The organism is Variovorax sp. GW821-FHT09B05 (assembly GCF_059418265.1).
In genome coordinates, this window is record NZ_JBWKPN010000004.1 from 1 (window position 1) to 20,673 (window position 20,673).

Annotated in this window: 15 protein-coding genes; 6 read left to right on the forward strand and 9 right to left on the reverse strand. The window is 70.3% G+C overall.

The window, feature by feature from the left end; translation table 11 throughout:
• Positions 1 to 140: 140 nt before the first annotated feature.
• The 4 genes from AC07RM_RS11745 to AC07RM_RS11760 form a co-directional block, all read right to left on the reverse strand.
• Positions 141 to 881 (reverse strand): NAD(P)H-dependent oxidoreductase, encoded by a 741-nt coding sequence (locus AC07RM_RS11745; protein ID WP_495334547.1) that lies wholly within the window; start codon positions 879 to 881, stop codon positions 141 to 143.
• Positions 882 to 889: 8 nt separating this feature from the next.
• On the reverse strand, positions 890 to 1,657 hold the full coding sequence (locus AC07RM_RS11750; RefSeq protein ID WP_495334548.1) for an enoyl-CoA hydratase-related protein: 768 nt from the start codon (positions 1,655 to 1,657) through the stop codon (positions 890 to 892).
• A complete protein-coding gene (locus AC07RM_RS11755; RefSeq protein ID WP_495334550.1) occupies positions 1,654 to 5,196 on the reverse strand; it encodes an indolepyruvate ferredoxin oxidoreductase family protein in 3,543 nt (1,180 codons plus the stop codon). Before AC07RM_RS11755 ends, AC07RM_RS11750 begins: the two co-directional genes overlap by 4 nt.
• A 161-nt stretch (positions 5,197 to 5,357) precedes the next feature.
• Positions 5,358 to 6,083 (reverse strand): TetR/AcrR family transcriptional regulator, encoded by a 726-nt coding sequence (locus AC07RM_RS11760; RefSeq protein ID WP_495334551.1) that lies wholly within the window; start codon positions 6,081 to 6,083, stop codon positions 5,358 to 5,360.
• A gap of 167 nt (positions 6,084 to 6,250) precedes the next feature.
• Between AC07RM_RS11760 and AC07RM_RS11765 the strand changes: the two genes are divergently transcribed.
• On the forward strand, positions 6,251 to 6,865 hold the full coding sequence (locus AC07RM_RS11765; protein ID WP_495334552.1) for a DUF4337 domain-containing protein: 615 nt from the start codon (positions 6,251 to 6,253) through the stop codon (positions 6,863 to 6,865).
• On the opposite strand, the gene AC07RM_RS11770 is transcribed toward AC07RM_RS11765, so the two are convergent.
• Positions 6,862 to 7,647: a helix-turn-helix transcriptional regulator gene (locus tag AC07RM_RS11770; protein WP_296787337.1), complete on the reverse strand. Its 786-nt coding sequence runs from the start codon at positions 7,645 to 7,647 to the stop codon at positions 6,862 to 6,864. The genes AC07RM_RS11765 and AC07RM_RS11770 overlap by 4 nt on opposite strands.
• Positions 7,648 to 7,794: 147 nt before the next feature.
• Here AC07RM_RS11770 and AC07RM_RS11775 point away from each other — a divergent pair, with 147 nt between their 5' ends.
• From AC07RM_RS11775 to AC07RM_RS11790, 4 genes are read left to right on the forward strand one after another with little or no spacing between them, the layout of a single operon-like run.
• Positions 7,795 to 8,775, forward strand: a complete 981-nt coding sequence (locus AC07RM_RS11775; RefSeq protein WP_495334553.1) for a Bug family tripartite tricarboxylate transporter substrate binding protein — start codon at positions 7,795 to 7,797, stop codon at positions 8,773 to 8,775.
• Between the two features lie 37 nt (positions 8,776 to 8,812).
• A complete protein-coding gene (locus AC07RM_RS11780; protein WP_495334554.1) occupies positions 8,813 to 10,657 on the forward strand; it encodes an AMP-binding protein in 1,845 nt (614 codons plus the stop codon).
• Positions 10,654 to 11,463, forward strand: a complete 810-nt coding sequence (locus AC07RM_RS11785) for an enoyl-CoA hydratase/isomerase family protein (protein WP_495334555.1) — start codon at positions 10,654 to 10,656, stop codon at positions 11,461 to 11,463. Before AC07RM_RS11780 ends, AC07RM_RS11785 begins: the two co-directional genes overlap by 4 nt.
• 40 nt (positions 11,464 to 11,503) lie before the next feature.
• The gene (locus tag AC07RM_RS11790) at positions 11,504 to 13,216 is read left to right on the forward strand and encodes a tannase/feruloyl esterase family alpha/beta hydrolase (protein WP_495334556.1); all 1,713 of its coding nucleotides are present in this window, start codon (positions 11,504 to 11,506) and stop codon (positions 13,214 to 13,216) included.
• 15 nt (positions 13,217 to 13,231) lie between these two features.
• Here AC07RM_RS11790 and AC07RM_RS11795 read toward each other — a convergent pair whose 3' ends face one another.
• Positions 13,232 to 14,956, reverse strand: a complete 1,725-nt coding sequence (locus AC07RM_RS11795; protein WP_495334557.1) for an N-acyl-D-amino-acid deacylase family protein — start codon at positions 14,954 to 14,956, stop codon at positions 13,232 to 13,234.
• A gap of 17 nt (positions 14,957 to 14,973) precedes the next feature.
• Positions 14,974 to 15,978 (reverse strand): Bug family tripartite tricarboxylate transporter substrate binding protein, encoded by a 1,005-nt coding sequence (locus AC07RM_RS11800; protein ID WP_208507995.1) that lies wholly within the window; start codon positions 15,976 to 15,978, stop codon positions 14,974 to 14,976.
• Positions 15,979 to 16,140: 162 nt separating this feature from the next.
• On the opposite strand from AC07RM_RS11800, the gene AC07RM_RS11805 reads away from it, so the two are divergent.
• Positions 16,141 to 17,190, forward strand: coding sequence for a LacI family DNA-binding transcriptional regulator (locus AC07RM_RS11805; RefSeq protein ID WP_177239589.1), 1,050 nt, complete (start codon positions 16,141 to 16,143; stop codon positions 17,188 to 17,190).
• Between the two features lie 26 nt (positions 17,191 to 17,216).
• On the opposite strand, the gene AC07RM_RS11810 is transcribed toward AC07RM_RS11805, so the two are convergent.
• Together AC07RM_RS11810 and AC07RM_RS11815 are read right to left on the reverse strand one after the other, a co-directional pair.
• Positions 17,217 to 19,775 carry a penicillin acylase family protein gene (locus AC07RM_RS11810; protein WP_495334558.1) on the reverse strand — a complete coding sequence of 853 codons (2,559 nt, stop codon included), beginning with the start codon at positions 19,773 to 19,775 and terminating at the stop codon, positions 17,217 to 17,219.
• Positions 19,776 to 19,863: 88 nt separating this feature from the next.
• A complete protein-coding gene (locus tag AC07RM_RS11815; RefSeq protein WP_495334559.1) occupies positions 19,864 to 20,667 on the reverse strand; it encodes a helix-turn-helix domain-containing protein in 804 nt (267 codons plus the stop codon).
• Positions 20,668 to 20,673: the final 6 nt, after the last annotated feature.

Sequence of the window (20,673 nt, forward strand, 5' to 3'; positions counted from 1 at the left end):
TCACCTTCAACCACCAGCAGAACAACTTCCGTCATCCGCCGCTGAAGCCGTCCAGCGAAGCCCTCGATTATGCACAGCTTTTGGCCCGAACGTCTACTTCCGAAGAAAAAATTTTCTCGGCCTCCTGTGGATCGCCCGGCCTACCTCGTCTCTCCCACGCCTTGCGCCACGGGACGAAGCACATCGTCATATGCATCGAGCGACGGAAAGACCAGCGTCTCCCGCTGCGACAGCGCATCCGTCTCCCTGCCGAGTTGCTCGAGCAGCGCGCCTCGCTCGGCGTGCGTCACATAGGGCACGTGGTACGCCACGAAGGGCTTGAACACCTCATAACCCACGTAGCCCAGCGAGCCCTGCAGCAAGGGCCGCAGCATCACATCGATCTGCCCGTGGATACCGGATTCGCCGAACATATGACTGCGCCCGCCCAGCGAGGTGACCACCAGGGCGCGCTTGCCCGCCATGGGGGCGCGGTCGTAGATGCGCTTGCCGCCATAGAAGAGCCCGGAGAGGAACACCCGATCGATCCAGCCCTTCATGATGGCCGGCACCGAGAACCAGAACACGGGGAACACGAGCACCAGCAACTCGGCCTCCCTGACGGCCTCGACCTCCGCGAGGATGTCGGGGGCCAGGGCCCGGCGTTGCCATCCATGGCGCTGCTCGAGCGAATAGACCAGGTAGTCGGGCTTCTCGCGCTCGACGAAGTCGGCCGCGCTCGCTACCGGGTTGAAGCCCATGGCATAGAGATCCGAGAGCCCGACCTGCCAGCCGCCGGCGGTCAGCCGCTCGGACACCCGGTCGCGCATCGCCGCGACGAAGGACTTCGGCTCGGGGTGGGCATACACGATGTGCGCCTTGCGCGGTGTCTGTGCTGTCATGGCGGGATTCATCCGGTCTGCAAGGCGCGGCGCTCGGCCACGCAGGTGTTGATCAGGTCGATTTCCTCATCGATGCGCGCGCGCACCTCGCCGGCCGGGACCAGCAGCGCCTTGATGCGGCCATAGACCTTCGGATCCTTGGCCGCCAGCGCGAGGGCCCTGTGCTGCAGACAGGTCGCGAGTTCATTCACGGGCGCCAGCTCCGAGACGAGCCCCCAATCGTGGGCCTGCTGACCGGTGAAGGCCTCCCCGCCCAGCAACAGGCGCCTCGCCCTGAGCGCGCCGATGGCTCGCGCCAGCAGAAGAGAGCTCCCGGCCTCGGGAACGATGCCCAGGTCGACGAACGGCAGCTTCATGACCGCGTCGGAGGTGGCGATCACCCAGTCCGCGTGCAGCAGCATCGTCACGCCGATGCCGGCGGCCGATCCGTGCACGCCGATGAGCAGCGGCTTGCGCACGTCGGCCAATGCATGAAGAAAGCGCGGCACCGGGTCTCCCGCGCCCTGCGGCCAGCTGTCGAAGGCGCTCAGGTCGTGGCCCGCGCAGAAGTTGGGCCCGAGGCCGGACAAGGTGATCGCCCGCACGGCGTCATTGGCCTGCGCCAACCCCAGACTCTCGGCCAGGGCGCTGAACATGGTCATCGTGAGCGCATTGCGCTTGGACGTCCGATGGATCTGGATGCGCCACACGCCGTCGTCCAGCGTCGAGAGGATGCCTTCCGCCGCGCGCACCGCGCTGCGGCTGCGCCGATCCGTCGTTGGCGAAGCGTTCGTCACCAGCCGTACTCCAGGTACTTGCCATAGCCGTCGGCCATCGGGCCCGGCGGCAGCGGCTTGCCGGTGATGGCCTCGAAGAGCTCGGCCTGGCGCGCCCGCGCCGCCGCGACCGCGCGCTCCTTCACATGGCCATAGCCGCGGATCTGCTGCGGCAAGCGCGCCAGCTCCAGGCACGGCGACGCATGGCTGCCCAGGTGCGCGACCACGGCGCCGATCGCGGCGCGGTACTCCTCGACGAGCGCGCGCTCGGTGCGGCGCTCGTGCGTATAGCCGAAGATGTCGAAGGGCGTGCCGCGCAGCACCTTCCCGTGCCGCAGCACGCGAAAGGCCCGGCCCATCCAGGCGCCATAGGCGGTCTTCTGAAGCTCGCCCTTGTCGTTCTTCCTGGCGAGCAGGGGCGGCGCGAGATGGTATTGCAGCTGGATCTCTCCGTCGAACTGGCGGCGGATCGAGTCCATGAACTCCGGATCGGAATGAAGGCGCGCGACCTCGTACTCATCCTTGTAGGCCATGAGCTTGAAAAGGTTCTGCGCCACTGCAACAACAAAGCTTTTGCGGTGCGTCTCGTCGGCGCACTGGCTATCGACGAGCTGCACGAAAGCGGCGAACCGGCGCGCATACGCCGGCCCCTGGTAGGCCACCAGCCGCTCGGAAAGACGCGCAACGGTCTCCTCGGGCGTACGGTTGATGCGCGGCAGCCACTGGATCGTGCTCGCGGGCTTCATCGCGGCGAGCACGCGCGGTGCGTCGTGCGCCCACCAGCGGCCGAGCCGGAACGCCTGCCTGTTCTTCTCGACCTGCTGCCCGTTGAGTTCGATCGCGCGTTCGAGCGCCTGCGACGACAGCGGAATCCAGCCCTTCTGCCAGGCGAAGCCGAGCATGACGAGGTTGGCGTAGATGGCATCGCCGAGCGCCCAGGTCGCCGTCTCCTGCGCCTTCAACCACTGGACATCCGCGCCGCAGGCCTTTTCCAGCGACGCCTTCAGCGCCTGCGTCGGCAGCTTCCAGTCCGCGTTCTTCACGAACTCCGAGGTCGGCGCCACGTCGAGATTCACCACCGCGCGGGTGCGGCCCTCGCGCAGACGACCGAGGCTGTCGGGATGCGCGCTCACGACGAGGTCGCAGCCGATCAGCACGTCCGCCTGCGCCGACGCGATCCGCGACGACAGGATTGCCGACTGCGTGGGCGCGAGCTGCACATGGCTCCACACCGCCCCACCCTTCTGCGCGAGCCCCGCCATGTCGAGCACGCTGCAGCCGCGATGGCTCAGGTGGGCCGCCATGCCGATCAGGCTGCCGATGGTCACCACGCCGGTTCCGCCGACGCCGTTGACGAGGATGCCGCAGGTGCCGTCGAGTTCGGGCACCACCGGCTCCGGCGGCGGCTCCCAGGCGAGCACGTCGCTCCTGGACGGGCTCGAGCGAAGCTTGCCGCCCTTCACCGCCACGAAGCTCGGGCAGAAGCCCTGGGCGCAGGAGAAGTCCTTGTTGCACGAGGACTGGTTGATCCTGCGCTTGCGCCCCAGCTCCGTCTCCAGCGGCTCCACCGACAGGCAGTTGCTCTTGACCGAGCAGTCGCCGCAGCCCTCGCACACCTCGGGATTGATGACGTAGCGGATGGCCGGGTCGGGATAGCTGCCGCGCTTTCGGCGCCTGCGCTTCTCGCTCGCGCAGGTCTGGTCGTAGATCAGCACCGACACGCCCTCGAAGGCCGCGAGTTCGCGCTGCACGCGGTCGAGCTCGCCGCGCTCGTGCACCGTCGTCCCGACGGCGAAGCGCGTGCCCGCGTCACGGTACTTTTCGATGTCGTCGCTGACGACCGCGATGCGGCGCACGCCCTCGGCGGCGACCTGCTCGGAGATCCGCGAGACAGTGAGCTGGCCTTCCACCGGCTGCCCGCCCGTCATGGCCACCGCGTCGTTGAACAGGACCTTGTAGGTCACGCAGGCATCGGCCGCCACCGCCTGCCGGATCGCCAGCGAGCCCGAGTGGAAGTAGGTGCCGTCGCCGAGGTTCACGAAGATGTGCCTGCGCGTCGAGAACAGGCGCTGCGCGATCCACGGCACGCCCTCGGCGCCCATGTGGGTGTAGGCCTTGGTGTCGCGGTCCATCCAGTTCGCCATGTAGTGGCAGCCGATGCCGGCCATGGCGCGCGATCCCTCGGGCACCACGGTGGAGGTGTTGTGCGGGCAGCCCGAGCAGAAGTAGGGCTTGCGCACGGCGGCCGGCGCCGCCGGTGCCCCATGTGCCACGGCACGCGGGTCGGCCTCGAAGGCATTCACCGGAAGACCCAGGCACTCGGCGATCGCGGCGGCGATCTCCGGCGGCGTGAGTTCGTAGTCGCTGCGCAGCAGGCGCTCGGCGGCGCCCACGCTCCACTCCCCGCCGATGCCGCCACGGCTCTTGCCCGAGATGCGGATGGCCTTGCGGCCCTCGACCGCGTCCGCATAGAGCTCGTCCTTGAGCTGCTGCTCGATCAACGGGCGCTTCTCCTCGACCACGAGCAGCTCGTCGAGACCGCGCGCGAACTCGCGCACGATCTCCGGCTCCAGCGGCCAGACCATGCCGAGCTTGAGCACCGCGACGCCGCGCTCGGCGGCCTGCGCGTCGGTCCATCCCAGCAGGCGCAAGGCTTCGCGCACGTCGTTGTAGCTCTTGCCGGCGCACACGATGCCCAGCCTCGACGAGGCCGTCTTGAGCGCGATCGTGTTGAGCCCGTTGGCGCGGCAGTAGGCGAGCGCGGCGGGCAGCTTGTGCCGCACGATGCGCGGCTCCTGCTCGGCCCACACGTCGGGCCAGCGGATGTGCAGGTCCTGCGGCGGCGCTTCGCCCGCGTCCGGCAGCTTCACCGTCACCCGTTGCGGGTCCACGTCGGCGACCGCCGTGGTCTCCACCACGTCCGACACGCATTTCATGCCCACCCACAGGCCGCTGTGGCGGCTCATCGCCCAGCCATGCACGCCGAGGTCGAGGTACTCCTGCACGCTGCTGGGATACAGCACCGGGATGAACGCCGCCACCAGCGCCTGCTCGCTCTGGTGGCCGAAGGTCGAGGACTTGGCCGTGTGGTCGTCGGCCGCCAGCACCAGCACGCCGCCGAGCCGCGAGGTGCCGGCGCCATTGCCGTGCTTGAGCGCGTCGCCGCTGCGGTCGACGCCGGGCCCCTTGCCGTACCACAGGGCGAAGACGCCGTCGACCCTGGCCTCCTCGGGAAACAGCGCGAGCTGTTGCGAACCCCAGCAGGCCGTGGCGGCCAGGTCCTCGTTGATCGCCGGCTGGAACCGGATGTCGCTCGCCTCGAGCCGGGCCTGTGCACCCCACAGTGCCTGGTCGAGCCCCGACAGCGGCGAGCCGCGGTAGCCGCTGACGAAGCCGCCGGTGCGCAACCCCGCGCGGCGATCCCGCGCCCCTTGGTTGAGCAGCAGCCGGACCAGCGCCTGAGTGCCGCTCAGGTAGGCCGCGCCGCTGCCGCCGTCGTACTTGTCGTCGAGCGAAACCGAGCGCAATGCGCGCTGGATCTCCGGGTCACCGTGTCCCATCGTGGTCTCCGCACCTTAAATTGAGTGTTGCTCAACTATACATGCGCAGTTCCGAGGTTGGCAACAGGCACGCCTCTGCCAGCCGCGCATGTGCGGCTTGAGTCTTACTCATTTTTTGGAGGGCGGCGCCGATGTCGGGCCGGGGCCGCCAGGCCGATCCGCTAGGCGGCGTCTTCGGCCGAGCCCGCGTCGCGCTCGAGCCGGCGCACCGCCGCGAGCACATCGGACTGGAAGCGGCGGGCAGCGCGCGCCGGCGCTGCCTCGAGCGCGAACGCCGCCATCAGCATCGCGGTCAGCTGCGAGGCCGTCGATGCGATCGAGGGCTTGGTGCCCGTGGTCACGTAGTCCCACAGCACGTGTTCCATCGAGCCGTACACCATGTCGCGCATCAGGCGCAGCGGCACATCGCCGCGCACCTCGCCGAGTTCGCGCGCCTCGCTCAGCGCCGCCATGAAGGGCGATGTGTAGCGCCGCTTGAGCTCGGCGATGAGCCCGGAGAACTCGGCATCGACCATCCGCCCTTCGCCGAGGACCAGCGCGCACAGCCCGATGCCGTCGCCCATCAGATGGGTCAGATGCCGCTGGATCACGAAGCGCAGCCTGGCCTCGAAGCCGGCGATCGCCGGCACCTGCTCCTCGAGCTCGATGCTGATCTCGTCGTACCAGCGGCCCACCACGTCGATGCACAGGCGCCGCTTGCTTTCGAAGTAGGTGAACAGCGTCGCCTCCGACACGCCCGCGCGCTGGGCGATCTCCGAGGTCGTCGAGCGTTCGAAACCGCGCTCGGCGAAGACCTCGCGCGCCGCCGCCAGCAGGCTCGCCTGGGTGCGCTCGGATTTTTCGCCCCGGGGGGCGCGACGCGGCGTGGCGGCTTTGGTGACGGACATGTCTGCGGGGGTTTCGAGAGAGCTGGACTGGCCGCCATTATGGAAGTGAACCCGCGGCCGCCCCTGGCAGGCAGCCCCAGCCGACAGGACTTTCCCCAAGGCCGCAACCGCGTCGCGCCCGTGCATACTCCCGCGCCGTCCAGATCTTTCTGAAAACAAAGGACCCCATGTCAGGACACGGATTTCACGTGCACGGCCCGCACGACCACGAACTCGAACATGCCGCTACCAGCGGTCACGGCCATGGCCACGGCGATGCGGCCGAAGGCGCCGGCATGAGCGTCACGGGAAAGATCGCCGTCTGCACCGCGGCCATCGCCACCATCGGCGCGATCTTCGCGTACATGGGCGGTGCCACGCAGGCCAACGCCGGGCTCTACAAGAACAACGCGGCCATCAAGAAGACAGAGGCCTCGAACCAGTGGAATTACTTCCAGTCGAAGAGCACCAAGCAGGCGCTGGCCGAGTTCGCGCGCGACACCGCCACCGATGACGGTCGCCGCCAGGGCTGGCAGGCGAAGGTCACGCGCTACGAGCAGGAGAAGGGCGAGATCCAGGCCGCGGCGAAGAAGCTCGAGGACGAATCCGTCCGCTGGGACACGGCCTCCGAGGAACAGATGCACCAGCACCACCGCTGGGCGCAGGCCACCACGGTGCTGCAGGTGTCGATCGCGCTCGCGGCCATCGCGCTGCTGACCCGCAGGAAGTGGCTCGAGCGCGCCATGTATGGCGTGGCGCTCGCCGGCATCTCGATCGGCGCGCTCGCCGCGCTGCACATCTAGGGCGTGTTCACCAGCACCAATGCGAACAGCTCGTTGCGGTGGTGGATGCCCAGGCGATCGAAGGCCCGGTCCCTGAAGGTCTTGACCGTGCCGGCGGAGATGCCGAGGTCGTTGGCGATGCCCTCGTAGGTCCAGCCCTTGAGCATGCGTTCGCAGACCTCGCGCTCCCTGCGCGTGAGCACCGACAGCCTGGCGTCGAAGGATTGCTCGCGCGCACCGGCGAGATCGAGGTGGCGCTGCACGCAGGAGGTCAGGATCGGCGCGCCCATGCCGACCCACTCGATCTCCTCGCCCGTGAAGAGCGGCAGGCTCTCGTGCCGATAGAGATTGATCGCCAGGAGGCCGTCGTCCTTGTCCTTGCAGACCACCGAGAGCCGCTCGCGCAGGCCGTGCCGCGTGTAGATGCGCTCGCGATGCGCGGCCGGGATCTCCTTCGCATGCCAGTGCACCAGCGTGCAGCGGGCCTGGCCGATCTGCTCGCGCGCCGCGAGGAAGGTCTGGTCCTGCCGGTAGAGCGACGACCGGTACACCGCCCACGATTCCGCGGTGCCGTCGGGCGCGCGGTAGCTGCCCGACGCCGGCATGCGCGGCGGCGCATGGTCGGACAGCCGGAACACCGACAGCCATGAGACGGGCAGCCAGCGGTTGAGCTGCGCCAGCGCGTCGTTGGCGAAGCCCTGGGCGCCGATGCAGGCGATCAGTCCCGCCATGGCATCGACGGCGCGTCCGTCCGCGCTGGTGGCGAGCGCGGGCGTGGCGGACGAAAGGGGGATGAGCTGCATGGACACGGCCGGTGGGATGCACGGAGCCTATCGGCGCGGCGCCTTCCGGCCGCACCGGGTTTTCCCCCTCAGGGCGCGCCCTGTCTACATCGCAGGGGACAGACGAAAAGTCCTCCATCGCGACACTGGCGGCCAAAGGAATCCCCCATGACGTTCTCACGCCGCACCCTGCTGGCCGCCTCCCTGGTGCCCACCCTCGCGCAGTGGCCGCTCGCCGCCCGCGCACAGGCCTATCCCGACCGCCCGATCCGCCTGGCCGTGGGCTATGCGCCCGGCACGGCGCCCGACGTGCTGGCGCGGCTGTTCGCGATCCGGCTGTCGGAGCTGCTCAAGCAACAGGTGGTGGTCGACAACAAGCCCGGCGCCGGCGGGCAGATCGCGGCGCTGACGGTCGCCAAGGCGGTGCCCGACGGCTACACCCTGCTGCTCGGCGAGGTCGGCTCGATCTCGATCGCACCGGCCGCCTTCGGCAAGCTCGGCTACGCGCCGAGCCGCGAGCTCACGGGCATCAGCGAGGTCACGCGCGTCGACTTCCTGCTGGCCGTGCCCGCGAATTCGCCGCACAGGACGGTGGCGGACTTCGTCAAGGCGGCTCGCGCACAGACCGGCCGGCTCAACTTCGGCACCTTCGGCGCCGGCACCTCGGGCCACTTCGGGGCCGAGCTGTTCGGCGAGGCGGCCGGCTTCCAGGTCGAGCCGGTCCACTACCGGACCACGGGCGACGCGGTCACGGCCATCCTCTCGGGCGACGTCTCGGCCGCCTTCGTTTCCACGGCGCTCGGCAACGCCCAGATCAAGGGCGGCAAGATGCGCGCGCTCGCCACCACCGCGCCACGGCGCTCGCCGTTGCTGCCCGAGGTGCCGACCATGGCGGAGTCGGGCTATCCGAAGATCGACATCTCCTCCTGGTTCGCGCTCATGGCGCCCCAGGGCACGCCGCCGGCCCTCCTCGACCTGCTCGGCGTGGAGTCCGTGAAGGCCGTCCAGCCCGAGGACGCGCGCGCCAAGCTCGTGGAAGCGGGCTTCAGCATCGTCGGCGCGGGCCGTGCCGACACCGACCGCATGCTGCGCGAGGAAGCGGCACGCTGGGCCGCGGTCGTGAAGGCCTCCGGGTTCCGCGGCGACTGAGAACAAGGAACGGGCGCCGACCGCGCCCCATCGACCCATGCAACACCACCGGATCCGCGACGCGGAGGACCTCGCGCGCATCGAAGCGCGGCCCTACGCCTCCTTCATGGCCCACGACCATGTGTACGACGCGCTGTGCGAGGTCGCGGCAACGCACCCCACGCGCATCGCGCTCAGCTATCTGCTCGATGCCGATCCCGAAACGCCGCCGCGGCACTGGCGCTACGCCGACCTGCTCGCCGACATCCGCCGCGCGGCGAGCCTCTTCGCCAGCCTCGTGCCCGGCGAGACACCGCGCGTCGCGATGCTGCTGCCGGCCATTCCGCAGGCCTGGCTGACGCTGCTGGGCGCCGAGACCGCGGGCATCGTCTGCCCGATCAACTACCTGCTCGACGCCGCGCACCTGGCCGAACTCGTGCGGGCCTCGGGCGCGAACATCCTGGTGGCGCTGGGTCCGCATCCGGAGCTCGACATCTGGTCGCGCGCCGCGACGCTGGCCGACGCTTGCCCCGCGCTGCGCCAGGTGCTCGCCGTCGGCGGCGCGCCGGGCGCGATCGACTTCGACGCGGCCCTGTCGCGGATGCCGCCGGATGCACCGCTCGCGCTCCCGACACGATCTACCGACGGACTGGCCGCCCTCTTCCACACGGGCGGCACGACCGGCGCGCCCAAGCTCGCGCAGCACACGCATCGCAACCAACTGCACGCCGCCTGGAGCGCGGCCCAGCTCTACGCGATGCGCGAGGACGACGTGATCCTCAACGGCTTCCCGCTGTTCCATGTCGCCGGCTCCTTCGTCTACGGCCTCTCGGCGCTGCTGAGCGGCGCGCGGATCGTGCTGCCCACCCTGCTCGGGCTGCGCAACCCGGCACTGGTGCGGCGCTACTGGAGCGTCGTGCGGCAGCACGACGTGAGCCTGCTGGCCACGGTGCCGACCGTCATCGCGACGCTGCTCGGCCTCGAGGCCGAACCCGCGGACCACGCCCGCGTCCGCGCCCTGCTCACCGGCGGCTCGCCGCTGCCCAACGAACTGGCCAACGCCTTCGAGCGGAAATTCGGCATCCCGGTGCGCAACATCCTCGGCATGACCGAGTGCGCGGGCGTGGTCAGCATCGAACCCTTTCTCGCGCCGCGTGTCCATGGCTCCTGCGGCATTCCGCTGCCGTTCACCGAGGTCAAGGCCGTGGCGCACGATGGCCGCGACTGCGCGCCGGGCGAGAGCGGCGTGCTGCGCCTGCGCGGCCCCAACGTGGGCCCTGGCTACACCGAAGCGCACCGCAACGCCGGCACCTTCGAGGACGGCTGGCTGATCACCGGCGACATCGGCCATGTCGATGCGCAGCGCCGCGTGTTCGTGACCGGGCGCGCCAAGGACCTGATCATCCGCAGCAGCCACAACATCGATCCGCAGGTGATCGAGGCGGCGCTGCTCCAGCATCCCGAGGTCGAGCTGGCCGCGGCCGTGGGCGAGCCCGACGAGTACGCGGGCGAACTGCCGGTGGCCTACGTGTCGCTGCGGCCGGGATCGCGGGTCGATGCCGAGGCGCTCTCGACCTTCGCCAACGCACGCATTCCGGAGCGGCCCGCATTCCCCAAGCGCATCGAGATCCTCGCGGCGATCCCGCTGACCGCCGTCGGCAAGGTCTACAAACCGCGGCTGCGGGCCCTGGCCTGCGAGCATGCATTGACGCAGCGCCTGCGCGACGCCGGCCTGCTCGATGGCGTCGCGGTCGCGGTGGAAGACGGCGCGCGCGGGCTGCATGCACGGTTCCGCCGACGCGCCGCGGCGGATGCCGCACCTGACGCCGAGCGCCTGCACGCGCTCATGCGCGCCTTCGCGATCCCGTACGAGATCGACGATCGCGCCGGAGGCGGCGCATGAGCCCGCCGGTGCGCCTCGACGTCGACGGCGCCATCGCCACCATCACGCTCGACGCGCCCGCCACGCACCATGCGCTGACGCCGCGCATGCTGTGCCTGCTCGCGGATGCCGTGATGCGCTTCACGGCCGACGACACCTTGCGCGTGGCCATCGTCACGGCGACCGGCGAGCGCGCCTTCTGCGCCGGCGGCGACCTGTCGCTCACGCTGCCGTTGATGCGCGGGGCCCGCGCGCCAGAAAACGAATGGGACCACCGCTTGCTGTCCGACCCGCGCGTGCTCGCGGCCTCGGGGCTGCGCGATTTCGAACTCGACAAGCCCGTGATCGCCGCCATCAACGGCGTGTGCATGGCCGCGGGCTTCGAGCTGATGCTCGGCACGGACCTGCGCATCGCCGCCGCGCACGCCCGATTCGCCCTGCCCGAGGCCACGCGCGCGCTGATCCCCTTCGCGGGCTCGATGGTGCGGCTGCCTCGGCAGTTGCCGTGGCCGCTGGCCATGGAACTGATGCTGAGCGGCGCCCCCATCGACGCGGCACGGGCCCGCGAGATCGGCCTGGTCAACCGTGTGGTGCCGGGCCCGGCGCTGATGGCCGAGGCGCGCGCGCTGGCCGAACGCATCGCACGCAACGGGCCGCTCGCGCTGCAGGCGATCAAGCGCACCGCGCGCGCGGCGAGCGGGCTGTCGCTCGCCGAAGGCTTCGCGCTCGAGAACCAGGCCAAGGCCAGCGTGCTCGCCAGCGAGGACGCGCGCGAAGGGCCACGTGCCTTCATGGAGAAGCGCCCGCCGGTCTACCGCGGGCGATGAGGCCGACAGAGATTTCAACGCAGATGCAGGAGACGACGAGATGAACAAGAGCTACACCCCCACGACCCAGGTTTCGAAGCGAAGGATCTCGCTCGCGGCCTCGGTCATCGCGCTCGCGGTGCAGGCCGGATGCGGTGGCGGCGGAGGAGGCAGCGGATTCGCCCCGGTGGCGTCGGTCCCCGCGCCCGCGCCGGCCTCCGACACGCCCGCGCCACCTCCCGCACCCGCGCTGAGCGCGGCCGAGGCCTGCGCCGCCCTGAACGGGCTCAGCATCCCCGCCACCGACATCGCGTTGCCGACCTCGGGCGCCGTGGTCTCCAGCACCACGCTCGTGGCGCCCGCGGGCAGCGGATCGACCGCCGTCGGCGAGTACTGCCGCGTCACCGGATCGATCGCGCCGGTCGACGCCAGCGCACCCCCGATCCAGTTCGACCTGGCCCTTCCGACCGCCTGGAACCGCAAGGCCATGCAGCTCACGGGCGGCGGCTACGACGGCAGCGTGATCGCGGGCAACGGCAACGCGCCCGGCACCTCGGGCCTCGCCACGCCGCTCGCGCGCGGCTATGCCGCCTTCGGCAGCGATTCGGGACACAGCGGCAGCGCCGCCGAGGCCAGCTTCGCGCTCAACGACGAGGCGCTCGAGAACTACTTCGGCGACCAGCTGCGCAAGACGCGCGACGTCGCGGTGAAGCTGATCGCGCGGCGCTACGGCGCGGCCCCCGTGCGCACCTATGCGGCCGGCGGTTCCGGCGGCGGCCGCGAGGCGCTCTACGTCGCGGACCGCTGGCCCGCGCTCTATGACGGTGTCATCGCCTACTTCCCCGCCTGGTCGCTGACGGGCATGCTGACCAACTACGCGATCACCTCCAAGGCGCTCGCCGCGCCCGGCGCCTGGTCGAACCCGGCCAAGCAGCAGTTGCTGACCCGCTCGGCGGTGGCGGCCTGCGATGCGCTCGATGGCGCAACGGACGGCGTCATCGCCAAGGTCTCGGCCTGCGCCTTCGATCCCGCGACCCTCGCCTGCCCCGGCGGCGTCGACAGCGGCGACGGCTGCCTGTCGACGGCCCAGGTCGGGGGCTTCCGTGCCTATGCCACGCCGCTGAAGCTGCCCTACCTGCTGGCCAACGGCACCGACGGCTATGCCGCGCTCAATATCTTCGATGGCGGCGTCATTCCCGCGATGGGCAGCAGCGCGCCGGCCACGCCCTCGCGCTTCGGCATGGCGTTCGCGACCTACATCGGCGAGTCCTTCGTCAAGTACATGGTCTACCGCGATGCCAGCTACGACCCCTTCCTCTTCGCCGTCGACGCGAACGGCTATGTCCAGCAGCGGCTGCGCTACATCTCGTCGCGGCTGGACGTCAACCCCGACCTGAGCGCGTTCGCGAACAAGGGCGGCAAGGTGCTGATCGTGCACGGCATGGCCGATCCACTCATTCCCGCGGGCTCGTCCGAGGAGTTCCACCGGCGCGCCGTCGCGGCGATGGGCAGCGAGCGGGTCGGCGCCTTCCTCAAGTACTACGAGGTGCCCGGCTACGGGCATGGCGGCGGCGCCTACGACGTGCGCTTCGACTCGGTCGATGCGCTCGAACGCTGGGTCGAGCAGGGCGTGGCGCCCTCCAGGCTCACGGTGACGGATGCCAACGCCGGCAACAACGGCCGCACCCGCCCGCTGTGCGAGTACCCGGCCTGGCCGCGCTACGACGGGGCGGGCGACGTCGATCTCGCCAGCAGCTTCACTTGCGTGCGCTGACGTCCCACGGCGCCCTCACGCGCGGCGCTGCGGTCCCCGCATCAGCTTCCCGGGCAGCGCCCCCGTGCGCTCCCCGTTCTCCATGATGGTCTGCCCCGCCTTGAGCGTCGCGCGATAGCCCTCGGCGGTCTGCACCAGCCGCCGTCCGCCGGCCGGCAGATCGAAGGCGACATAGGGCGGCGGAATGCGCAGCCGGTCGAAATCGATGATGTTGATGTCGGCCAGGTAGCCCGGCTGCAGCAGCCCGCGGTCCTCCAGGCCGTAGATGCGCGCGGTGTCGCGCGTCTGCCGCTGCACCATCAGCTCGAGCGGCAGCGTCGGCCCGCGGCGGCGGTCGCGCGCCCAGTGGGTGAGCATGTAGGTCGGCATGCTCACGTCGCAGATGTAGCCGCAGTGCGCGCCGCCATCGGCCAGGCTCAGCATCGTGCGCGGATGCTGCAGCTCGGCATGCAGCTGGCTCAGGTCGTTGTAGGCGTAGTTGAAGCTCGGGAAGTAGACGATGCCCTTGCCGTCGAGGTCCATCAGCATGTCGTAGACCACCTCCAGCGGCGTGCGTCCGTCGCGCTGCGCGATCGCGGCCACGCTGCGTTCCTGCGGCGGCTCGTAGTCGGGCTCGGCGCCCAGCGCATACATCTTGTGGAAGCTCTGCGTCAGGTAGGCCATGCGGCTGTCGTGCCGGGCCGAGCCGGTCAGCGCATCCATGTCGGTCAGTTGCGCACGCACCGCCGGGTCGCGCAGGCGCGCGAGCTTCTCGGCCCACGGCAGCGGCGCGATCTGCTGCCACAGCGGATGCGCCATGAACGGATGGGTGGAACCGAGCCACGCCATCAGGATGCCGGCGGGCCGGCCCGCCACCGCGCCATAGAGCGGCACGTTCTGCCGGTGGGTCTCGTCCAGCGCGGCCAGCAGGCGCTTCCAGGTGTCGGGCGTCTGGTCGGTCTGCACCAGCGCGAAGGCCACCGGCAGGTTGTTCTCGCGCGCGAGCTGCGTCATCCACGGCAGCTCGGTCTCCATCTGGTAGTGGTTCGACGTCATCTGGAAGACGCCATGGCCGACCTCGCCGAGCGCGCGCGCGATGCCGAGGATCTCGTCGGGCGAGGCGAAGGTGCCCGGCGGGTACTTGCGGCCCTGGTACTTGTGGATGATGGTGCGGCTGGTCGAGAAGCCCAGCGCGCCGGCCCGCATGCCTTCGCGCACCAGTTCCACCATGGCCTGGATGTCGGCGGGCGTGGCCTCGTCGTGCGTGATGCCGCGCTCGCCCATCACATAGGTGCGCAGCGCCGAGTGCGGAATCTGCGCGCCGACGTCGAGCGCGCGCGGCATGCGCTCGAGCGCGTCGAGGTACTCGGGAAAGCTCTCCCACTGCCAGTCGATGCCCTCGGCCAGCACGGTGCCCGGAATGTCCTCCACGCCCTCCATCACGCTGATGAGCCACTCGCGCTTGTCGCGGTGCACCGGCGCGAAGCCGACGCCGCAGTTGCCCATCACGACGCTGGTCACGCCATGGTCGGTGGAGGGACTGAGGTAGGGGTCCCAGGTCACCTGGCCGTCGTAGTGCGTGTGCACGTCGACCCAGCCCGGCGTGACGATGGCGCCGCTGGCATCGATCTCGCGATGCGCGGCGCCCAGCTTGCCGCCGACCTCGGCGATGCGCCCGCCGGCGATGCCGATGTCGCCCGTGAAGCGCGGTCCGCCGCTGCCGTCGACCAGCGTGCCGCCGCGGATGATGGTGTCGAACATTCCGATGTCTCCTGCGCTCAGTCGAGCTTGATGTTGGCGGCCTTGATGACCTCGCCCCAGCGCTCGCTGTCGTTCTTCACGATGGCGGCGAAGGCGGGGCCGGAGGCGCCCGATGGTTCGTTGCCCTGCGTCTCGATCAGCTTGAGCATCTCGGGCGAGCGCGCGATCTTCGCGAGCAGGTCGCCGATCTTCTTCGCGACGGCCGGGTCCATGTTTCCGGGGCCGAAGATGCCCTGCCAGCCCACGATGTCCAGGCCCTTGACGCCCTGCTCGGCGATGGTCGGCATGTCGGGCAGCACCGGCACGCGCGCCGGCGTGGCCGTGCCGAGGCCGATGGCCTTGCCGGCCTTGATCAATTGCACCGCCGTGGCGGTGCCGTCGAAGTACAGCTGCACCTCGCCCGCGACCAGCGCGCGCGAGGCATCGGCCGTGCCCTTGTAGGGCACGTGCGTCATCTTCGTGCCGGTGCGCATCTGCAGCAGCTCGCCGTTCAGGTGGGACGTGGAGCCCTGCGAGAACGAGGCGTAGTTGAGCTTGCCCGGGTTCGCCTTGGCATAGGCCACGAGTTCGCCGATGTTCCTGAACGGCGCATCGGGCGGCGCGATCAGCACCGTGGCCGACTTCACCATCTGCGCCAGCGGCGTGAAGTCCCTGACCGGGTCGTAGGGCAGCTTCGCGTAGAGGTGCGGGTTCTGCGTGTGCGTGATGACGATGGTGTAGAGCAGCGTGTGCCCGTCGGCCGGCGAACGTGCCACCTCCTGCGCGCCGATGAAGGTGCCGGCACCGGGTTTGTTGTCGACGATCACGGGGGCGCCGCCCAATTCGTCGGTCATCAGCTTGGCGATCACCCGGGCCGTGGCATCGGAGCCCGAGCCCGCGGGGAACGGCACGACGATGCGCACCGGCTTGCCGGGAACCGGCCATGCCGCGGGCTGTGCCAGCGCGAGCGGCGCCACCGTGCAGGTGGCGGCGAGCACCGCGGCAGCGAGCAGCGCGCGGCGAAGCGTGGGGATCGGATGCATCGGACTGTCTCCATTCGTGGGCCCGCCAGCGCGTTCCAGGCGGTTTATGCAAGCGCTTGCACGAAGCATAGGAGCAATCGAATCCACGTGACCCCGGGGTTAGCACCTAGGCCTGCATGCGCTTGCACGGGGCGGCTAACATGCGCTGTCCATCGCCCCTCCATGACCGCCTCGCGCCCCTCCTCCCCTCTTCCCACGCCCGGTGCCCGCGCCGCCTCGCTGGCCGATGTCGCGGCGCTCGCGGGCGTGTCGACCGGCACCGTGTCCCGCGTGCTGAGCCGGCCGAACATGATCAGCGAGGCGACGCGGCTGCGCGTGATGGATGCGGTCGACCGGCTCGGCTATGTGGCCAACGGCACCGCACGCGCGCTCGCGATGCGCCGCACCATGACCGTCGGCGCGATCGTGCCGCGCTTCGGCAGTTCGTCGTTCCCGGCGCTGGTGCAGGCGCTCGAATCGACGCTGGCGGCCGGCGGCTACACGCTGCTGCTGTCCGCACCCGAACCGAGGCCCGCCACCGACACGAGCATCCTGCGCGCCTTGCTCGAGCGCGGCGTCGATGCGGTGGCGCTGCTCGGCGCCGAGCAGCCGCAGCAGGTGCTGGCCATGCTCGGCGCGAGCCGCACGCCCTTCGTGTGCATGTGGGCGCCGCCCGATGCCAGCGGCAGCAGCATCGGCTTCGACGAGAAGGCGGCGGCGGTGCTGATCGTCGAGCACCTGCGCGCGCTCGGCCATCGCAGCCTCGGCTACATCGGCGGGCGCACCGCGGACAGCGAGCGCGCCAGGCGCCGCCTGCGCGACCTGAAGCTCGCCATGGCCGAGCGCTCGCTCGTGCTGCGCGCCGAGGCCGTCATCGAGACCGACCATGGCTTTCGCGAAGGCTTCGAAGCCATGCAGGCCATCGCGCGCCGCGAGCCGCCCGTCAGCGCCATCGTCTGCGGCAGCGACTACCTCGCGGCCGGCGCGCTGGCCGCGCTCGACCAGGCCGGCATCGAGGTGCCGCGCCGGCTGTCGGTCGCGAGCTTCAACGACAACGACTTCGCGCCCTATCTGCACCCGCCGCTGACCACCGTGCACCTGCCGATCCGCGAGATCGGCGAACAGGCGGGACGGCAGCTGCTGGCGCGGCTGGGTGCGGGCACCGCGACGGCACCCGTCGCACTGCCGGTCCGGCTGATGGAACGCGCGAGCACGGGACCGGCGCCGCGCTGAAGGCACGGCGTCGGCACCCACCCATCTCACTCGCTCAGAGCGACGCTCCGGTACGCCGGGTCCGCGGCGATCTCCGCCTCCGTGTAGGGCACGCGCAGCCACTGCTTGGCGCTGTAGGCCCGCGTGTAGTCGGCATGGTGCGCCGAGGCCGGGTCGTCCGAGAGCGAGTAGGTCAGGAAGGTGTCGGCCTCCACCTTGCCGGCCGGGAAGCGGACGATCTGCATGTAGCTGTTGGCGATGACGGAATCGCCATCGAGGCTGTAACCGCCGCGGTCGAGCCGGTTGAAGGTGGCGGTGGTGGTGAAGACACCCGTGAGGTCGCTCATGCCGCCGAACAGCGGAATCTTGCGGCCGTTGCGCGTGACGAACAGGTAGTCGCCGCGCGGCGCGTTCACCGGATAGGGGCTGGCCTCGATGCGCATCAGCGCGGCGCCGAAAACCTGGCGCAAGGCATCGGCCGCGCTGGCCCGGATCTCGCGCGGCGTGTTGAGCGGATCCTCGGTGGAGAAGGGCACGGCATAGAGATCGGTCTTGGGAATCGCGTTCTCCACGCGGCCCCAGAACTCGTCCCAGACATGCGCGCCGCGCGCATCGATGTTGTCGGTGTCGTCCCAGGCACGCAGCGCGGCGCAGGCCTCGGCGGTCTGGACGGTGCCCGCGGGCGTGTCGCCCAGGTAGGGATCGTTGGCGGCCGCCACATCGATGCGGGGCACCGCGCACACCAGCGCCAGCACCTGATCCTTGAAGCGCTCCGCGGTGTAGACGCGGCTGTCCAGCACCATCCGCTGCACCGTCGCCGCGGTGGCCGTCTTGCCCGCATAGCCGTCGGTGCCGCTCAGTCGGCCCTGCGCCATCAGGTGGCCGAGGCGAGAGCGGGTGGTGAACCCGGTCTCGACGCCACCGAAGATGGCCGGATAGCCGGTGAGCCGCTCGTTCGGGTTGGTGAGCCAGGCGCTCGCGTTCATGTTGGCCACGTAGTCGTCGCGCAGCAGGCTGGGCATGCGCGACGGTCCGACGGCCCCCTTCTGCACCGAGTCGGGGTCGGTCTGCCAATCGCACTCGCTGCGCGATCCGTCGAAGACCGGCACGCGTTCCAATGCGGCGGCCAGCAGCTGGCCCACGGCCGTGGTGCAGCGTTCGGTCTGTTGCGGCGAGACGTTCGGCACGGCCGTGATGTCGGCATACCAGGCCTTGGCGCTGCCGCGCCCCACGGCGGTGGTGTTGACCCACGGGATCCCTGCCTCCTCGCGCTGGATGGCGATGAACTCGTCGAGCGATTTCGCCTGGTCCCAGCGCAGCCAGGTCCGGAAGGCGCGGAAGTTGTCGGCGTTGATGTCCCGGATCGCGAAGGCCGTGCGCGGGCTCCAGGCCAGCGCCGGACTCATGCCCGCGAGGTTGATGAGCGGGCCGTACTCGCTCTTGTAGAGCGTGCGGGTCTGCGCGGGGCCACCCTTGACGTCGACGGCGATGGTGCTGGGCTTCATCCTCACCGGCTTGCCGTCGCGCAGATAGCTGGTCGGGTCGCCCTCGGCCAGCGCGAGTTCATAGAGGCCGAAGCGCCGCGCGGCCGAGACGGTGTGGCTCCAGGCCACGTTCTGGTTGAAGCCGATCAGGATCAGCGGGACGCCGAGGAAGGAAGCGCCGCTCACATCGAGTTCGCCCGGAATGGTGAGCTGGGCCTGGTAGAAGCGGTCGGGGCCGCGCCAGTACCAGTGCGGGTTGCCGAACTGCAGCGCGCTGTCGTCGCCCGTGCCCGCGGTGCCGAAGGCATACATGTTGCTGCCCACGCCATGCTTGCCTCCCACCTCGAGGGCAGGCGCCTTCGGAGGCTGCGTGCGCAGCGCGGCGAGTTGCGTGCCTTGCGCGCGGCGCAATGCGCGCGCCGATGCCTGCGCCTGCCCGGCCGTCGAGGCGGGCGCGACCGCGCTCGCAATCTGCGTCACGAAATTGCCGTAGCCGGCCGTGAGGTTGGCCGCGTAGAGGCGGCGCCAGATATCCCCCGACGCGATGGGCGCCACCCAGGCTTCGCCACGGCAAGCCGCATGCGCGCCGGCTTCGCCACCGGCCTTCAGGTCGCGCACGTAGCGGCTGTAGCCGGCCGCGAAGCCTTCGACCAGCTGCTTCAGCTTGTCGGGCTGGGCCTGCGCGAAAGCATCGATCGTCTCGCTCGAGAGCACGTGCTTGTGGAAGAAATCGGACTCGATGTTCTTCGGCCGGCCGATCGTTCCCGGGTACACGAGCAGCGCATCGGCACCGAAGTTCTTCGACCGCTCGCCGCGGTAGGTGAGGAAGGCATCGGCCATGGTGCAGAGGTTGTCCTGCGCCTGCGCATAGCCATAGCCGTAGCCCACGCCGCCCCAGTCGGCCGCCTTGATGTGCGGCACGCCCATCGCGGTGCGGCGGATCTCGGCCTTGAAAGCGGGAGCGCCAGTGCTCGGAGGCGCCGGGTTGCCGGGCGCGGGCGGTGCCGTGCCGGCGAAGGAAAAGCCGTTGTTGCCACCGCCCCCGCCGCATGCGGCGAGCGTGGCTGCGATGGCCAGCAGGCCGAGCGGCCTGCTGGCGCGCCAGAGTTGTCGTTGTTGCATCGTGTCTCCTGTGAATCACTCCGCGGGGGAGTGGCGAGGAGCTTAGGGACGGCAGGCGCGCGCCCGTTGTACGCACCCGCCGTCTTGCTCAGGGTGGACCCCAGGTGTGCAACGCACCGACATCGGCGCGCACCTGCACCTGCGCGCCGTTGGCGAGGAAGGAAGGCACCAGGCCGAAGCAGCGCTGGTAGGTGCGGCTCATGTGGGCCATGTCCGTGAAGCCGCCCTTGTGGGCGATGTCCGCCAGCGGGCCGCTGCGGCCCGCGAACTGCTGGACCGTGCGCCGTACCTTGGTCCACAGCAGGTAGCGCTTGATCGACAGCCCCAGCTGCTGGCGGAACAGATGCGTCAGCCGATCGGGCGAGAGGCAGGCCTCGGCCGACAGGTCGCGCAGCGGCAGCGGGCCGACATGGGTTCGCGCGCGCTCCAGCACGCGCTCGATGCGCGGGTCCAGCGGCACATGGCGCAGCGGACGGCCGGCCACGGCCTCGACCATGCGCGTGCTGAGTTCGCGCAGCTGGCTGTCGCGCAGTTCGCCCTGCAGCGCGGCCTCGAAGCGCTCGCGCAGGCGGCCGAAGCATTGGGCGTCGATGACCTGGATGCCGCGATCGCCCTGCACGCCCTCGAGCATGCGCGCCACGTTGGAAGACGGCTCCATGTTGAGCGACAGCAGGCCGCAGCCGTCGACATCGAGCCGGCGCGGCACGTGCGGCGCCACGAGCGCCGCGGTGCAGCGCACGCGCGTGCCGTCCATCCCTTCGAGCGCGAAGGGCCGCCCGCTGGCCGACACCAGCAGCGTGGCCGAGGGGCGGGCCGTCAGCCCCGAGCGGATGGTCGGCGTGATGTAGAGGAAACGGTCATCCCACAGGTGGAGATAGTTCTGCGTACCCATGGCGAA

Coding starts and splice junctions, on each gene's coding strand:
- AC07RM_RS11795 (WP_495334557.1), bottom strand. CDS start 14,956: ATGTTCGACACCATCATCCGCGGCGGCACGCTGGTCGACGGCAGCGGC.
- AC07RM_RS11760 (WP_495334551.1), bottom strand. CDS start 6,083: ATGTCCGTCACCAAAGCCGCCACGCCGCGTCGCGCCCCCCGGGGCGAA.
- AC07RM_RS11775 (WP_495334553.1), top strand. CDS start 7,795: ATGACGTTCTCACGCCGCACCCTGCTGGCCGCCTCCCTGGTGCCCACC.
- AC07RM_RS11785 (WP_495334555.1), top strand. CDS start 10,654: ATGAGCCCGCCGGTGCGCCTCGACGTCGACGGCGCCATCGCCACCATC.
- AC07RM_RS11815 (WP_495334559.1), bottom strand. CDS start 20,667: ATGGGTACGCAGAACTATCTCCACCTGTGGGATGACCGTTTCCTCTAC.
- AC07RM_RS11805 (WP_177239589.1), top strand. CDS start 16,141: ATGACCGCCTCGCGCCCCTCCTCCCCTCTTCCCACGCCCGGTGCCCGC.
- AC07RM_RS11755 (WP_495334550.1), bottom strand. CDS start 5,196: ATGGGACACGGTGACCCGGAGATCCAGCGCGCATTGCGCTCGGTTTCG.
- AC07RM_RS11780 (WP_495334554.1), top strand. CDS start 8,813: ATGCAACACCACCGGATCCGCGACGCGGAGGACCTCGCGCGCATCGAA.
- AC07RM_RS11770 (WP_296787337.1), bottom strand. CDS start 7,647: ATGCAGCTCATCCCCCTTTCGTCCGCCACGCCCGCGCTCGCCACCAGC.
- AC07RM_RS11800 (WP_208507995.1), bottom strand. CDS start 15,978: ATGCATCCGATCCCCACGCTTCGCCGCGCGCTGCTCGCTGCCGCGGTG.
- AC07RM_RS11810 (WP_495334558.1), bottom strand. CDS start 19,775: ATGCAACAACGACAACTCTGGCGCGCCAGCAGGCCGCTCGGCCTGCTG.
- AC07RM_RS11745 (WP_495334547.1), bottom strand. CDS start 881: ATGACAGCACAGACACCGCGCAAGGCGCACATCGTGTATGCCCACCCC.
- AC07RM_RS11790 (WP_495334556.1), top strand. CDS start 11,504: ATGAACAAGAGCTACACCCCCACGACCCAGGTTTCGAAGCGAAGGATC.
- AC07RM_RS11765 (WP_495334552.1), top strand. CDS start 6,251: ATGTCAGGACACGGATTTCACGTGCACGGCCCGCACGACCACGAACTC.